Source organism: Rossellomorea sp. ABR4_012, assembly GCF_056159545.1.
Genome location: NZ_JBSWVK010000001.1, coordinates 1,661,544 through 1,677,194, shown reverse-complemented (window position 1 = coordinate 1,677,194; position 15,651 = coordinate 1,661,544). Strand labels below are relative to the sequence as shown.

The 15,651-nt window shown below is 42.9% G+C and carries 13 protein-coding genes; 2 read left to right on the top strand and 11 right to left on the bottom strand.

Features of this window, described 5'->3' with window-relative positions:
• Window positions 1–5: 5 nt before the first annotated feature.
• From dnaK to gpr, 8 genes are all read right to left on the bottom strand, one after another.
• Window positions 6–1,835, bottom strand: coding sequence for a molecular chaperone DnaK (gene dnaK, locus ACXAFV_RS08160; RefSeq protein WP_475125639.1), 1,830 nt, complete (start codon window positions 1,833–1,835; stop codon window positions 6–8).
• Window positions 1,836–1,872: 37 nt separating this feature from the next.
• Window positions 1,873–2,430, bottom strand: a complete 558-nt coding sequence (gene grpE / locus ACXAFV_RS08155; RefSeq protein WP_475125637.1) for a nucleotide exchange factor GrpE — start codon at window positions 2,428–2,430, stop codon at window positions 1,873–1,875.
• A 96-nt stretch (window positions 2,431–2,526) separates the two neighbouring features.
• Window positions 2,527–3,561, bottom strand: coding sequence for a heat-inducible transcriptional repressor HrcA (hrcA, locus tag ACXAFV_RS08150; protein WP_475125636.1), 1,035 nt, complete (start codon window positions 3,559–3,561; stop codon window positions 2,527–2,529).
• Between the two features lie 374 nt (window positions 3,562–3,935).
• On the bottom strand, window positions 3,936–5,066 hold the full coding sequence (gene hemW / locus ACXAFV_RS08145; RefSeq protein WP_475125634.1) for a radical SAM family heme chaperone HemW: 1,131 nt from the start codon (window positions 5,064–5,066) through the stop codon (window positions 3,936–3,938).
• A gap of 93 nt (window positions 5,067–5,159) precedes the next feature.
• Window positions 5,160–6,992, bottom strand: a complete 1,833-nt coding sequence (gene lepA, locus ACXAFV_RS08140; protein ID WP_446243666.1) for a translation elongation factor 4 — start codon at window positions 6,990–6,992, stop codon at window positions 5,160–5,162.
• Window positions 6,993–7,297: 305 nt separating this feature from the next.
• Window positions 7,298–7,633: a DUF3679 domain-containing protein gene (locus ACXAFV_RS08135; RefSeq protein ID WP_475125633.1), complete on the bottom strand. Its 336-nt coding sequence runs from the start codon at window positions 7,631–7,633 to the stop codon at window positions 7,298–7,300.
• Between the two features lie 18 nt (window positions 7,634–7,651).
• Complete coding sequence (gene spoIIP, locus ACXAFV_RS08130; RefSeq protein ID WP_475125632.1) at window positions 7,652–8,860, bottom strand: stage II sporulation protein P; 1,209 nt, start codon at window positions 8,858–8,860, stop codon at window positions 7,652–7,654.
• A 241-nt stretch (window positions 8,861–9,101) separates the two neighbouring features.
• A complete protein-coding gene (gene gpr / locus ACXAFV_RS08125) occupies window positions 9,102–10,253 on the bottom strand; it encodes a GPR endopeptidase (RefSeq protein ID WP_475125631.1) in 1,152 nt (383 codons plus the stop codon).
• Between the two features lie 201 nt (window positions 10,254–10,454).
• On the opposite strand from gpr, the gene rpsT reads away from it, so the two are divergent.
• A complete protein-coding gene (rpsT, locus tag ACXAFV_RS08120; protein WP_446243670.1) occupies window positions 10,455–10,706 on the top strand; it encodes a 30S ribosomal protein S20 in 252 nt (83 codons plus the stop codon).
• A gap of 465 nt (window positions 10,707–11,171) precedes the next feature.
• On the opposite strand, the gene holA is transcribed toward rpsT, so the two are convergent.
• A complete protein-coding gene (holA, locus tag ACXAFV_RS08115; RefSeq protein ID WP_475125630.1) occupies window positions 11,172–12,191 on the bottom strand; it encodes a DNA polymerase III subunit delta in 1,020 nt (339 codons plus the stop codon).
• 295 nt (window positions 12,192–12,486) lie between these two features.
• Between holA and ACXAFV_RS08110 the strand changes: the two genes are divergently transcribed.
• On the top strand, window positions 12,487–12,621 hold the full coding sequence (locus tag ACXAFV_RS08110; RefSeq protein ID WP_044339687.1) for a YqzM family protein: 135 nt from the start codon (window positions 12,487–12,489) through the stop codon (window positions 12,619–12,621).
• A 157-nt stretch (window positions 12,622–12,778) separates the two neighbouring features.
• Here the strand turns inward: ACXAFV_RS08110 and ACXAFV_RS08105 are convergent, their stop codons facing one another.
• Both ACXAFV_RS08105 and ACXAFV_RS08100 read right to left on the bottom strand, forming a co-directional pair.
• Window positions 12,779–15,076 carry a DNA internalization-related competence protein ComEC/Rec2 gene (locus ACXAFV_RS08105; RefSeq protein WP_475125628.1) on the bottom strand — a complete coding sequence of 766 codons (2,298 nt, stop codon included), beginning with the start codon at window positions 15,074–15,076 and terminating at the stop codon, window positions 12,779–12,781.
• Entirely contained in the window at window positions 15,069–15,632 is a 564-nt protein-coding gene (locus ACXAFV_RS08100; protein WP_475125627.1) for a ComE operon protein 2, read from the bottom strand. The genes ACXAFV_RS08105 and ACXAFV_RS08100 overlap by 8 nt, the downstream gene beginning before the upstream one ends.
• Between the last annotated feature and the right edge of the window lie 19 nt (window positions 15,633–15,651).

Below are 15,651 nucleotides of genomic sequence, written 5' to 3'. Positions count from 1 at the left end.
TACTCTTATTTCTTGTCGTCGTTTACTTCTTCATATTCAGCATCCACGACATCATCGTCTTTTCCAGCTTGACCTTCTTCTCCTTGAGCAGCTTGTGCTTCTGCTTGAGCTTGCTCATAAAGCTTCATAGTCAATGCTTGAACGATTTCCTGAAGTGCATCTTTCTTTTCACGGATAAGATCAAGATCGTCTTTTTCGATCGCTTCTTTCAGTTCAGCTTTCGCATCTTCCGCTTTTTTCACTTCTGCTTCGTCCACTTTGCCTTCAAGATCTTTTAGCGTTTTTTCTGTTTGGAATACTAGTTGATCCGCTTCGTTGCGAAGTTCAACTTCTTCCTTGCGCTTTTTATCTGCTTCAGCATTTTCTTCCGCTTCTTTCACCATGCGTTCCACTTCATCTTCTGAAAGACCAGTGGAAGATTTGATCGTGATGTTTTGCTCTTTACCTGTTCCAAGGTCTTTCGCGCTTACATTCACGATACCGTTTTTATCAATATCGAATTTAACTTCGATTTGAGGTACTCCGCGTGGTGCCGGCGGGATATCAGATAATTGGAAACGGCCAAGCGTTTTGTTATCTGCTGCCATCGGACGCTCACCTTGAAGTACATGGATATCAACAGCAGTCTGGTTGTCAGCAGCAGTTGAGAATACTTGAGATTTAGAAGTCGGGATCGTTGTATTACGCTCGATCAGCTTTGTCGATACACCGCCCATTGTTTCGATACCAAGTGAAAGTGGTGTAACGTCTAGTAATACAACGTCCTTAACGTCTCCTGTTAGGACTCCACCTTGGATTGCAGCACCCATCGCTACAACTTCATCAGGGTTCACACCTTTAGAAGGTTCTTTACCAGTTTCTTTTCTGATCGCTTCTTGAACAGCCGGGATACGAGTCGAACCACCAACAAGGATGATTTTATCGATTTCGCTTGCAGAAAGACCTGCATCTTTCATTGCTTGACGAGTTGGTCCCATTGTGCGTTCTACAAGATCAGAAGAAAGTTCTTCAAATTTAGCTCTTGTCAGGTTCACTTCCAAGTGAAGGGGGCCTGCTTCCCCAGCTGTGATGAAAGGAAGTGAGATTTGTGTTGAAGTAACACCTGAAAGATCTTTCTTCGCTTTCTCGGCAGCGTCTTTAAGACGTTGAAGAGCCATTTTATCTTTGGATAGGTCAATGCCGTTTTCTTTCTTGAATTCAGCTACCAGGTAGTCGATGATCACTTGGTCGAAATCATCTCCGCCAAGACGATTGTCACCGGCAGTTGAGCGTACTTCAAACACCCCGTCGCCAAGCTCTAAGATTGAAACGTCAAATGTACCGCCACCAAGGTCATAAACAAGGATCGTTTGATCTTCATCCATTTTATCCAAACCGTATGCAAGTGCAGCAGCAGTAGGTTCGTTGATGATACGTTCAACTTCAAGACCCGCGATTTTACCGGCGTCCTTCGTTGCTTGACGTTCTGCATCATTGAAATAAGCAGGTACTGTGATAACCGCTTTTTCAACTTTTTCACCAAGATAGTCTTCTGCATAAGACTTCAAGTGCTGAAGGATCATTGCTGAAATTTCCTGTGGTGTATATTCTTTTCCTTCTGCTTCTACTTTGTGATCAGTTCCCATGTGACGCTTCACTGAGATGATCGTATTCGGGTTCGTAATTGCTTGACGTTTCGCAACTTCCCCGACTTGTTTTTCACCATTTTTAAAAGCAACGACTGAAGGAGTTGTACGGTTACCCTCCGCGTTTGCAATTACTTTTGGTTCTCCGCCTTCAAGAACGGATACACAAGAGTTTGTTGTTCCTAAGTCAATACCGATAATTTTACTCATCGTCATTTTACCTCCCTATTGATATGTAATTTCTATATTATTGGTTTACTTTTACCATAGATGGACGGATTACTCTGTCCTTAAGCTTGTAACCTTTTTGGAACTCTTCCACGACGATATTACTGCCGTAGTTTTCATCTTCCGTCTGCATCACAGCCTGGTGAAGATGCGGATCAAATTCCTGACCCACAGCTTCAATCGGTTCTACGCCTTCCTTCTTCAATGCGTCGATAAGGCTTCTGTGAACCATTTCCATTCCTTGAAGCAGTGTTTTCGTTTGGTCATTATCAACTTCTATATTTAAGGCACGTTCAAAATTATCAAGTGCCGGTAAAAGTTCAGTGATAAGAGATTGAGCACGATATTTTTCCTTCGCTTCGCTTTCAACATTCATGCGGCGGCGGAAATTATCAAAGTCTGCTCGTAATCGAAGATAACGATTTTCAGATTCATCAAGCTTTTCCTGCAGTTGTGTAAGCTCATCTGATTCTTGCCCTTCAGACTCCTGAGGCTCTTCGGCGAATACTTCTTCAACAACTTCTTCGTTTTCAGCATTCGCTTGTTCTTCCTGCCCATTCTTTGTTTCTTCTGACATCACGTTCACCTCCTTAAAATACATGAAGCATTTTCCGTAACAAAGGCGCGGAATCCAGTGGTTCCGGGCCTGTTAATCCTTTATACAATATGTCCACTAATCATTGCTTTGATACAGCTTCGTCAAGACCTGGGACATATCGTTTGAAAAGAAATTAAGTAAACTTACAACCCTCGAATACTCCATTCGGGTCGGTCCGATGATTGCAATGGAACCTAATTGCTCTTTACCTATAGAATAAGTTGCGGTTATGAGACTGCAATTCTCCATAGCAAGATGATTATTTTCTTTCCCGATTTTAATGTTCAATCCGGATGCCGATGGCCGGATGAGATTATAGATGCTCTCTTCCTGCTCGATCATTTCAAGCAGCATCCGCACTTTTTGTACGTCATTGAATTCGGGTTGATTCAGCATATTTGTCTTGCCGCCAAAGAACAACTTGTCGGTAACGGTTGAGTTGATGGAGTCCGTAATCGAATGCAGGATAAAATCATAGTTCTGGATGTGTTCTTTTAACAGAATGGCCACTTCTTTAAAGATTTTATCGTTTAATTCGTGTATTGGTACTCCTGTTAAACGGTCGTTCAGGATATGAACGAGTTTTTCAAGTTCGGCAGCATCCATCGTCGGCGGAATGTGGAACAATTTATTTTCTACATGTCCATTATCCGTTACGATGATGGCAATGGCAGTTTCCTTATTCAGTGGGACAAGCTGGATCTTCTTCAGTTTGTTTTCCTTCAATTCTGGTCCCAATACGATGGTTGTATAGTTCGTCAGCTCAGAAAGGATCTTAGCCGACCTCTGTACGACTTTCTCCAATTCATATATTCTTTCTGAAAAGATCGACCGCAGTGCATGCATATCTTTCTTCTGCAATTTCTGAGGAGAAAGCAAATGGTCCACATAATAGCGATATCCTTTTTCAGAAGGGACCCGACCTGAAGAAGTATGGGTCTTTTCAATGAACCCCAGCTCCTCTAGATCCGCCATTTCATTCCGGATGGTAGCAGAACTGAATGAAATCTCATCCTTTTTTGACAAGCTCCTTGAGCCGACAGGCTGAGCAGAAAGAATAAAATCATCAATGATAACTTGAAGAATTAGAAGTTGTCGATCTGTTAACAACATTCATCACCTCTGTTAGCACTCTAATTGGATGAGTGCTAAATCTAATTAATAAATTATCAAATCAGATTGGGGATGTCAATATATTAGATTTGGTGTTTTCTTAAACTCATTGCAGTTCTTACTTGATACTAGAATATCTATTAACGCCACTGAACACCGCTGTTGATTTCCATGCCAGACTTCGCTTTCCGCGGGTGACCCGTGAGCCTCCTCGGTCGTTCCTCCCTGCGGGGTCTCACATTGGTCACTTCTCCCGCAGGAGTCTTCGTCTGGCACTCCAATCAACAGCTGGAGCCGGTAATAACAAAAAAGCTTTAACAAAACAAGCAAAAAGGATCGTTATAATCAACTTCAGTTTGCAGATACATCAATTAGATTACTCCTAGGAAAGCTTGAAAGACTTCGTTCCCCAGGAAACGTCCCTGCTTTGTTAAAGCGACACGTTCATCGTCAACCAGAAGCAGTTTCCGGTTCTGCATTTCTTCTAATGAAGATTGGAAGACAGATTCGATTGAGCAGCCGAATTTTTCGGAGAAAGCATTTTTGCTGACTCCTTCTACTTTTCGGAGGCCGAGGAACATTTCTTCTTCCATCATTTCTTCTCTGGTTACTTTATGTTCCTGGATTGTTGGCAGATCCCCTACTGAGATGGGTTCCATATATTTTTTCAGGGGACCGAAGTTTGAATAGCGTACTCCGTTTATATATCCGTGTGCACCTGCACCTAAACCATAATATTCATTGTTGTCCCAGTAGACCAGATTGTGTTTGCTTTCATAGCCTTCTTTAGCGAAGTTACTGATTTCATATTGGTTGATGCCGTATTTCTCCATCGTTTCAATCAATACTTCATACATAGCCGCTTCCTGTTCCTGTGATGGGAGAGATAATTTGCCCTTACGCATCAGGTTATAAAAGACGGTCTTCGGCTCTACGATGAGCGAGTATGCTGAATAGTGAGGGAGCCCAAGTTCAAGAGCCTTTGTAAGTGTGTCCCTGAAGTCTTCTTCGGTCTGCTTGGGAAGGCTGTAAATCAAATCAATGCTGATGTTTGTAAAACCGACTTTCTGAGCCGCTTCCACTGAGGAATACACGTCCTTACTCTTGTGGCTTCTGCCGATTCCCTTCAGCAGTTCATCATTGAACGACTGGACACCGAAGCTTAATCGATTAACGCCATGTTCTTTCAAGACCCTGAGTTTGTCTTCCGTTAAATCTCCCGGGTTCGCCTCAAATGTAAACTCCCCTTGAGAAAACGGCAGATTTTCGTTAATTTCCCTGCACAACTTATCCAATTGTTTGGCACTCAGGGCGGTAGGGGTACCGCCGCCAACGAAAATCGTGTCCAAATGATTATTTTTATTTACCCGCTGCTTCATTTCCCGTCCCAGCAATTCAAGATATTCATCTACCGGCTGTCCCTGCATGAATACTTTATTGAAATCGCAATAGTGGCAAATATGTTCACAAAACGGTATATGGATGTAAGCTGATTTCGCCATGTCTTTCCCCTCCTTTTACGGCAATCATAGAGAAAAGGGGGTAAGCAGAACTTGTGAGTCACAAGTCTCTTTCCCCCTTTACCCATAAAAAAATTATTTCTTTTCGGAATCGTCCATCTTCAGGACGGCCATGAATGCTTCCTGCGGAACTTCAACGGAACCGACTGATTTCATTCGCTTTTTACCTTCTTTTTGCTTTTCAAGAAGTTTACGTTTTCGTGAAATGTCACCGCCGTAACACTTAGCCAGTACATTCTTTCGCATGGCCTTAATCGTAGATCTCGCTACAATTTTTTGACCGATTGCTGCTTGAATAGGTACTTCAAAGTGTTGCCTTGGAATGAGATCCTTCAGTTTTTCAACTATAAGTTTCCCGCGTTCGTATGCAAAATCCCTGTGAACGATGAAGCTCAAAGCATCTACGTTTTCAGAGTTCAATAAAATGTCCATCTTCACAAGCTTAGATTCCTTGTAGCCAATCAGTTCGTAATCAAAAGATGCATATCCTTTTGTACTTGACTTTAGTTGATCAAAGAAATCATACACAATCTCAGCGAGCGGGAGTTCATAGACAATATTGACCCGGGTATCATCCATATATTGCATGTCAATGAAGTTGCCTCGTTTACCTTGGCAAAGCTCCATTACGGCTCCTACATAATCGTTCGGGACCATTACCGTCGCTTTGACGTAAGGTTCTTCTACAAAATCCACTTTTTGCGGATCAGGCATCATAGATGGATTGTCAACCTTCACTTCTTCCCCGTCTGTAAGCTGAACATGATAGATTACGCTTGGTGCAGTCGTGATCAGATCGATTTTGAATTCACGTTCAATACGCTCCTGGATGATTTCCATATGAAGCAGCCCCAAGAATCCGCAGCGGAATCCAAACCCAAGAGCCTGGGAAGTTTCCGGCTCGTATTGAAGAGCAGAGTCGTTCAATTCAAGTTTTTCCAGTGCTTCTCTAAGGTCGTTATAGCGATTTGAATCGATTGGGTACAGACCGCAATATACCATTGGATTTAAGCGGCGGTATCCAGGCAGCGCTTCTTGTGCAGGGTTTTTAGCAAGAGTGATTGTATCCCCCACACGGGTATCTCCGACATTCTTGATCGCTGCAGTCAAGTACCCGACATCACCGACAGTCAGTTCTTGAAGTCCAGTGGCTTTTGGTGTAAATACACCCACTTCCGTTACTTCAAACTCTTTCCCTGTCGCCATCATACGGACCTTGTCTCCGACTTTGACGCTTCCTTCCATCACACGGATATAAGCAACAACCCCTCTATATGCATCATATAGGGAATCAAATATCAATGCTTTTAACGGGGCATCGGGATCTCCTTGTGGTGCAGGAACCTTTTCAACGACCTGCTCAAGAATTTCTTCGATTCCAATCCCTGCCTTGGCAGAAGCAAGAACTGCTTCCGACGCATCCAGTCCGATTACGTCTTCCACTTCCTGACGCACCCGTTCAGGGTCTGCTGCCGGAAGGTCGATCTTATTGATGACCGGCAGGATTTCCAGATCATTGTCAAGTGCCAAATACACGTTGGCAAGCGTCTGGGCTTCGATTCCCTGAGCAGCATCCACTACGAGTACCGCCCCTTCACAAGCTGCAAGGCTCCGGGATACTTCATATGTAAAATCGACATGTCCCGGTGTATCGATCAGATGAAAGATATATTCTTCGCCATCTTTCGCTTGATATTTCAACTGTACGGAATTTAATTTAATCGTGATTCCGCGTTCTCTTTCCAAGTCCATTGAATCTAGTAATTGCTCTTTCATTTCACGCGCCGTCAACGCTTTTGTTTTCTCCAAAATACGATCGGCAAGCGTCGATTTACCATGATCTATATGGGCAATGATAGAGAAGTTTCTTATTTTCGATTGTCTTTTCAATTTTTCTTCACGGTTCATTCTTCGTTCAACTCCTGTTATATCCACACATGTACACTATGTTGAATTATAGCAGTACAGTATATATTATTCAATCTAAACCGGAAGGCTCTTGATGGTAAAGTAACGATTTTAGGCTTATTAGGGTGAAACGAACGTTTCACCCGCCTTTCAGCTATGCTGAAAGGTCGACAGATAGAAACGAAACCAGCGAAGAAATGCATGTATTCGCTGGTTTCGTCTCTATCTGACGGAAATGTGCCATAAATCAACTATATTCTTTTATACTAGAAATGTTCCAGGAAGTGACCATTGCCTGTTGCGCATCAAATCAATGATGCAATAAACTCAACTAGCTTGCCGGTTATTGCTTCTATCAGGTCGGCAAGGGCTTTTCCTATTGATGAAAACGCGTTGAAAGCTTTCATTTCTTCAAGTTTCTCTTTTTTTTCGGATAGGGTCTGGCTTTCGACCTCATTCCCAAGGAAACTGGCTTCGACATTCCCTTCTTCGTCCTGCGTCACCCCGACAGGAGAAGTGAATGATTCTTTTTCGTGGCCTTTCATTTCCACAATTCCCTGGTTGGCATGCTGCATGCCGATCAGCACCCCTACAAAGAGAAAACAGATCAGAACGAAGCATTTAATGATAAATTTACCCATTCTTTTTCACCCTTTGTCTTACTGCCTTACCGGCTTAGGAGAAAGATTGTGATCTACCTTTTCTGCCTGCCAATAATAGTCAGCGAATATTTCCGCAAAAACGATAGATGATCGCTGCAGCTCTTCAAATGTGTTATCGACCCCGCCAAACTCGAGAAGCAGAGCATTTCCGGAAAGGTCCTGATTGAATTTCCCATTTGTACCGCTTCCTTTTTTAGAAATGACTCCCCGGGAAAGCCCCTTGTATTTCGAATCAAGAAGTTTATGAAGGTCAGTTGCAACCCTCAGATTCTGCTCATAATTCGGATGCTCTTCACCTACCACGAAGGCAAGCTTTGCATATGACTTCCCATTTATCTCTGTCGTGGTGACATTTTTTCTTTGGGAATCCCTGTGTATATCAATCAAGTATAATAAGTCTTTATTGTTTGTCATCGCTGTCTGGACCAAAGGCCGTGATTCCTGGTAAGCGCTATAATAATCCAGCCCTTTTTCATTCAGTTTTTGAATCACATCCGTCTTATCTATGCTGGTGCCGATCCCCAAGTGTTCCAGGTCCGACTTCAGCATATCGCCGACTTTTGTGACATTAATCTTTGAATGCATGGCAGAGTCGGGTTCTGATACTCCATCCAAATAAGGAAGATAGGATTCCCTTGTATGGGTAAAGTAAAGATGCACCGTCTTTTTATCACCCGTGGTCAGAACGGATGTACCTGCATCCCTGCTCTCATCACCTTTGTTGATCTCTTCAATATTTTTCAGCTGCGCTTCATTTTCTGGATCGAGAGCTTCCTGAGGAGGAACTGATTCAATCGGCATATTCGTAAAATCGGTACCTTCCCCGGCTACCAGGATATCTCCATCAAAGATTGAAAACCCGGGCAGCTCCCTTCCAAGGAAACTCCTCGGATCGTCGAAACTGACATTGGTCGCTACACTGAATAGTAGAGATGATATATTTGGAAGTTCTTTTTCTTCTTTGACTAAAATGCTGTTAAAGGACCGATTTTCCAAGGCTAACAATTTATACAGTACTTCCCCCTTTACACCGGAAGCCGCTTGATTTATTGAATCGGATGTAATTCTATATTCGGGCTTCATCGAGGTCAGGATGCCTGTTACGGAAAAGACCGAGAGCATGGCCATCGTTAAAATAATGACCCCTTTTAAAATGGTCGTCATATTAACCGCTACTACATAATTAGTGGCTTTATACGATCTCATTTCCTCACCCTTCCTAAAATCTACTCTAGTACAAGCTATGCTGTTGATAGATAAAGTAGAACTGCATTTAGTAGTCATTATGAGGATTTATATCAAGGATTAAACAATGAGGAGAAAAGTTTTCTAGTAATTTTTCGTGCAAGACTCCGTTTTTACCACTTTCGCTCCAATCAACATTTCTTTAGCCGCATAATAGAAAAAAGCTGCAGGAACACTCTCCTGCAGCTTTTTTAAAAGTCCGTTATCTTGTCTGAAATCCGGCATTTTCTTGATTCACTGCCTCATGCAGTGCGGCATTCAGACCGTTCGCTACTAAGTTGGCCATGTCTTCTATGAATACGTCCACCTCTTTTGGCGTAACCATGAGGTTGTGGCCGATTGGGGCGAGCACCTCATGAATCAGTTTCCGTTTTTCCTGATCTTCAAGAGTACCCACTATTCCCATAAAAGTTTGACGATGTTTTTCTTCAGGAAGGTCTTCCTCGGTAAGCTTCTTTCTCTCACCGAACGTCAGACCGGCAGGAGCGAGCGAGCGGGATGGACGATCACCTTCCTTCATTTCTTTCCCGAAATGCTTCAATAAGAAGTCGACGGTGTCACTTACAATCGTTACAGCATCCAGCACAGTTGGCACTCCGATGGCGATGACAGGAACACCCAGCGTTTCTTTATCGAGCCCTTTCCTCTTATTACCCACTCCGGATCCCGGGTGAATGCCGGTGTCGGATATCTGGATAGTGGCGTTAACACGCTCAATCGACCGGGAAGCAAGGGCATCGATCGCAATGATGAAATCGGGTTTGGACTTCTCTACCACTCCGAAGATGATATCGCTTGTTTCTATACCGGTCAGTCCCATTACTCCGGGAACAAGTGCACTTACAGGTCGGTACCCTTCCTGGACGGATTCCGGCTGAAGCTCAAACAGGTGCCGGGTCACTAACACATTTTCACATACCTGAGGGCCGAGGGCATCGGGAGTAACGTTCCAATTTCCCAGTCCTACAATTAAACAACTGGCGTTTTTTTCTATATTGTTGCTTTCCAGGAATTGACTGAATTCTTTCGCAAAAACAGACTCTACCTGCTGCTGCAGCTCTGAGTTTTGCTCCCGTATCCCATGGGCTTCAATCGTCAAATAGTTCCCTGCTTTTTTCCCGATATTTTCTTCGCCTTCTGGAGTGATTGTGACAAGGGAAATTTTCACCCCTTCCTCCTCTCTCTCTTTAATGACAACACCTTTTATCTCAGAGGTTACTTCGCCTGTATCTTGAGAATCTTTTTTTCCTTTTTCGGAAACCGCCATTTCTCTTGCTTCAACTGCGAGATCCGTACGTACAGAATATACACTTAAGTCTATTTCTTCCTGATTTCTTTTCTTTTCGTTATCCATTTTCCGTCACCCTCCAAACATTGAATCTTTCATGATTATTTTTTAGGTTTACCTTTTCACCAGGGCTTCATTCACTTGTTTATTTCTTTCCTTAGTATTGCAATCTCACCATTCGTTTGATAAAATATCATTTGTTCTTATAGATTAGGAATTTAAATCGAGTCACATAGAATCTCGATCCTTTTTTAGGAGGTGACAGGAATGCCAAACATTAAATCTGCTATCAAGCGCGTTAAAACTAGCAACGAGCGCAACGCTCAAAATGCTACTGTAAAATCTTCTATGCGTACTGCTGTGAAGAAAGCAGAAGCTGCAGCTGCTAACGGTGCTGAAAACGTTAAAGAATTAACTAACGATGCGATTCGTCAATTAGACAAAGCAGCTCAAAAAGGTCTTATCCACAAAAACGCTGCAGATCGTCAAAAATCTCGTCTAATGAAAAAAGCAAACTAATTCGAAAAGCGTAAGCGCCTTGTTCAGCCCCGAAAAGCGTTGGAGGACCGACGGGTGAAGTCGCTCTTTGACTTCATTCGTCAGGCTGAAACGTCTCGAGAGGCTAGGCGCTGGAGCTAGACAATTAAGAAAACCACTGGAGAGTTTATCCAGTGGTTTTTTTTGGGTTCTACCATTTATAATTTCTGCTTTCCTGCCGTGCCGCCTCCGATTTTCTATTGTCCACCTCCAGCAGCTAGCCCCTCGAGGTCATAAGTTAAATGGGCCAAGAAGGCAAAGAACGCCTTCCCAGCCCATTAATCTTTTGCTTGTCGGGGCTGAACGAGCAGCCTTCGCTTTTCTATTGTCCAGCTCCGGCGGCTTGGGACTCGAGGTCATAAGTCAATCCATCCAAAAAGGCAAAGTGCGCCTTTCCGGATGGATCGCCTTATGCTTGTCGTCCCAGAACGAGCCGCCTTCGCTTTTCTAAATCTCATTCAGTTTTAATAAAAACATCTCGATCATGAGTTCTTTTTTGACTCTGCCGGTTTTGATTTCGTAGTCTCCTTCCGAGAGCATCTCAATGATCCTTGCCAGTTGGCTGTCATCGAAATGCTTGGCCTGACCTGCAGCAAGCTTCACCCTGAAAGGATGCACTTTCAAATAAGACGCAATTTTCTGCTGTCCATATCCTCTTCTTGATAACTCTTTCGTCCCGTAAATCAACCTGAATTGACCAGCAAGAATGGAAAGTATCTTCAACGGTTCCTCATTTTGCTTGAGCAGGTCATAATAAATCCGAAGCGCTTCATCAATCCTTCTTTGCACAACTTTGTCAACCAATGCAAAGATATTCTGTTCAAGGGAACGGGCGGTTAATTTCTCTACCGCAGCAGTATCGATATGGTTTGTATCGCTCGCGTACAGCGACAGCTTGTCCAATTCCTGGGTGAGCATCATCAGGTTTGTCCCGGCCAATGTCAGCAGCAGTTCGATTGCATCTTCATCGATTTGAACAGAATTTGCAGCTGACCTTTCTCTCACCCAGACCTTTAACTCCTGTTCATTGAGTTTCTTTGCTTCTACTACTTCGGCATCTTTTTTCAGGGCTTTGGTGATTTTTTTCCGTTCATCAAGTTTTTCATAACGTGCAGTCAGCACAAGAATCGTATAAGGAGCGGGGGATTGTATGTATTGTTCAAACCTCTTGATATTGTGCTCGACTTTTTCCTTTGTTTTCTCAGCAGTCAGGAAAACAGGATTGTCCAGGATCACGACCCGCTTCTCCCCCATGAACGGGAAGGTTTCCGCATCTTCAATCGCAACTTCCACAGGCGTTTCTTCCAAATCATACCTTGAGAAGTTAAAATCCATTTCTTCTTCCGTCAAGGCAGCAGAAACAATTCGCTGCTTCGTTTCATTGATTAAAAACGATTCATTTCCATATACTAAATAGATAGCAGCAAACTGAGATCTCTCAATTTTCTTCCATGTGTCAATAACCAAGTCAGCACTCTCCAATATCTTTTTTATCTACTCTATGTTAAAAAAGCTTTGGGGATTTGACAAGTGGTAAGGGGACGCCCAGGCAAAGAGGGACACCCCCTATATCTATATTAACGTCTGCGGGAAAGACCTAGGACCCTTTCACGCTGACGGTATTCCTTTGTAGTGATTATTGTCACCCCAGAGTGGGCAACTTATAGGTGACAACTCTTGTCAGTAAAGGAAAATGTACAGTGAAAGTATAGATTTTTTAATACTGATGTTCTATACTAGAATAGAAATAGGAGGGGTAGTTGTGAACCAATTTGAAAAAAACGTACAATCAAAGAGAAATGATGCTGTAGATTCAGGCGTCGGCTTTATTGTTTCTTTTGGATTTTTTGCTACGATGTTTGTTATCGCGACTGTCATTAAGCTGATTGGATCTTAATGAAAAAAAGAAGATAAGGGGAAGACCCAAAAAGAATCGGTTTCTTCAATTTCCATATATGGTACTGAACTAAGTAACATAAATTGGGTTGAAGGCCTGACACTTTCTAGGTCTGCCCCTTTTTTCTTTAGCGCTTAATGTGTGTTGGTACTACATACTATGGATGTTGGGCAGAAAACGTTCCTTGTTTTCCCAAAAAACGATAAGTCAATGCACCATGATCGGCAGTAGTATGAATCCTGACCCCCTGTTTTCTCAGCCTCTTTACCACTTCCGGGTGCGGATGACCGAACCGATTGTCCCTGCCTGCAGAGATGACGGCAATCGAAGGCTGTATCTCCTCAAGAAAAGCTTCGCTTGTAGAAGTATCACTGCCATGATGACCTATTTTTAATACCTCTGCCTCTATATCGTAAGAATCAACGAATTCCCTTTCCCCCTTCTCTTCCAAATCCCCGGTAAACAGCCACTCGATCCCCCCCATTTCAGAATAAACAACGAGAGAGTCATTATTCCCTTCATATTCGTCATCCCGCGGTGAAAGGACGTGAAAAAAATGGTTATTTGCTTCCCATCTGTAAGGAGCTCGAACTTGTTTGACAGGGATCCCCTTTTTTTCCGCAAGTGAAATGATTTCCCTCATCTCTTTTTTCTCCTGGCTGTTCGGAGTTATCAAGATTTCTTTTATTCTAATATGTTCAATCAGTTCTTCAGCCCCTCCGATATGATCGATATCACCATGAGTCAGAATAAGCTTATCAAGACTGATAATCCCTTTACTTTTCAGAAAAGGAATGATCACGTCTTCCCCGACAGAAAATGACTTTGATTTCTTTTCCCATTCTTCTTTTGGAAATTCTACAGTTCCCCCTGTATCAATCAGATAGGTCCCTCCATTATATGGCAGGTCGATGAGGGTGGAGTCGCCTTGTCCTACGTCAATGAATACGACTTCACCGTAAGGGTTGAATTGATTCAACGCCGCATGTATAAGAACGAAACTGCACAGAATAACTGACGGAAGCCGCCATACTCCTCTCTCCAAGTTTCTAAATACGTACAGAATCATAAGAACATAACAAACGATGACAAGACCAGGGGGTTTTCCCAGTATCATTGTATTTAATGGGATAGCGGAGAGTAAAGAAGCAAAAGCCTCGATTCCCTTGACAATCAACCCATATGAGTGGGTCAGCCACAACACCTCCCCGGGTACCAAGAGTTCCATCAAAAATGATATCAATGCCATCGGCAGAACGATAAGAGAAAAAAGAGGGACAAATACAAGATTGGTTAAGAACCCAATGAGAGAAAACTCATAAAAGTGGAATAGGATGATAGGCAAGGAAGATAGTTGTGCGATAACGGTCACTTTGAATAATTGAATCAGATTGGAAATTGAAGAAGTCAGAATCGCCTCAGAAGATAAAACCAGGCAGAAGCTGACGGTAAATGAGAGCTGAAATCCTATATTGAATACCGAAAAAGGATTCCAAAAAAGGAGGATCATAAAAACGATGGATAAGCTGTCCAAATTACTTATTCTAATCGGAGATTTCCTTGCAAGTATTAGTATGATCAGCATAGATGAAGCCCTGATTACCGGCGGGGCTCCGCCTGTTATCACCATGTAAATTATCAAAAATATGATTGATATCCATAAGGAGGACTCCCGTGTGATGCCAAGCCTGAGAAGTATGAAATAAAGCATCCCGTAAACAAGTCCGACATGCAGGCCTGAAATCGCCAATAGGTGAACAATGCCCAAGGCACGGTATGAGTTCATCATTTCTTCTGAAATCCTGCCTGTCTCACCGAATATCAATGCTTGCGTCACACCGAAGGTCTTTGATGGAAAATGTTCTTCAATATACGTTAACCCTGCGAATCTCCACTGTACCAGTAAGTATTTCCATTCATCTTTCGTTTGGCTGCATCCTTCAAAAGAATCCACTTGCAAAACCCAATGGATATCCCGTTCATACAGATACCTTTTATAGTTGAACAGATTGGGGTTTGAGTTCTCTGAAAGTTCCACAAGGTCTCCGTAAACCCTGCATGTCAGTCCTGGTTTCAGCGCTTCTGCCGTTTTAACCTGGTCTTCTGTCGGAATCCGATATCGAAAAGCGATCCCTTCTTCGTTAAGTTTGCCAAACCCCCGTAAGGAATTCCCATCAATGAAGGGGATGGATTCAATCGTTAGTTTATGAATTGATGTTTGGGGAGATAAGATAGAAATTTGATTATCTTCATGAATAGTGGTTAACACAAACGAAGAAATGAATATAAAGGAGCAGGAAGACCACGTGGATATGAAGGATTTCCTGAGCAGCAGCATCGGAAGAAGTAAGGCAAGAAAGAAGGCACCCCAATAGGATTGAAGTGCCAGGAGGGTTCCCGAAATGGTCGATACTGCCAAAAAAAGCAGAAAATAAGAGGGAATGACTTTATTCATTAAACAACTTTATGTACTGCTGTTCATATTTCTCAATCAATTCCTGATTACCGCCATTGTGACGAAGTTCCTCAATTAACTCCAAGACAAAGCGGGATTTTTCTTTATTTTTGGGATCCAGGCTTTTTTCATGAAAAGGTACTTTTTCGACACGTACTTCTGCCTGCTGAAACAACTCGGCTGCATAAGCATGATTTTTATAATCAGCTGCGTAGTAGACCGTTTTAATACCTGCTTGAACGATGGCCTTGCAGCATTGCAGGCATGGAAAGTGAGTGACATAAATTTCAGCTCCATCTGTTCCGACTCCGAATTTTGCACATTGGAGGAGTGCGTTCATTTCTGCGTGGATGGTTCTGACGCAATGATTGTCGATGACATAGCAGCCTTCATCTATACAATGGTCCCCTCCTGCTATTGAACCGTTATATCCACCCGCAATGATTCGTTTATCACGTACGATGGTGGCTCCCACAGTCAACCGGGTGCAGGTGCTTCTAAGCGCAAGCAAATGGCTTTGAGCCATGAAATATTGATGCCATGCAATTCTCTTCATTCTCTTTCTCCCTTCAGCG

Excerpts from the sequence above, each read along its gene's own strand:
- dnaK (WP_475125639.1), bottom strand. The coding sequence starts at position 1,835 with ATGAGTAAAATTATCGGTATTGACTTAGGAACAACAAACTCTTGTGTA.
- grpE (WP_475125637.1), bottom strand. The coding sequence starts at position 2,430 with ATGTCAGAAGAAACAAAGAATGGGCAGGAAGAACAAGCGAATGCTGAA.
- hemW (WP_475125634.1), bottom strand. The coding sequence starts at position 5,066 with ATGGCGAAATCAGCTTACATCCATATACCGTTTTGTGAACATATTTGC.
- lepA (WP_446243666.1), bottom strand. The coding sequence starts at position 6,992 with ATGAACCGTGAAGAAAAATTGAAAAGACAATCGAAAATAAGAAACTTC.
- ACXAFV_RS08135 (WP_475125633.1), bottom strand. The coding sequence starts at position 7,633 with ATGGGTAAATTTATCATTAAATGCTTCGTTCTGATCTGTTTTCTCTTT.
- spoIIP (WP_475125632.1), bottom strand. The coding sequence starts at position 8,860 with ATGAGATCGTATAAAGCCACTAATTATGTAGTAGCGGTTAATATGACG.
- gpr (WP_475125631.1), bottom strand. The coding sequence starts at position 10,253 with ATGGATAACGAAAAGAAAAGAAATCAGGAAGAAATAGACTTAAGTGTA.
- rpsT (WP_446243670.1), top strand. The coding sequence starts at position 10,455 with ATGCCAAACATTAAATCTGCTATCAAGCGCGTTAAAACTAGCAACGAG.
- ACXAFV_RS08105 (WP_475125628.1), bottom strand. The coding sequence starts at position 15,076 with ATGAATAAAGTCATTCCCTCTTATTTTCTGCTTTTTTTGGCAGTATCG.
- ACXAFV_RS08100 (WP_475125627.1), bottom strand. The coding sequence starts at position 15,632 with ATGAAGAGAATTGCATGGCATCAATATTTCATGGCTCAAAGCCATTTG.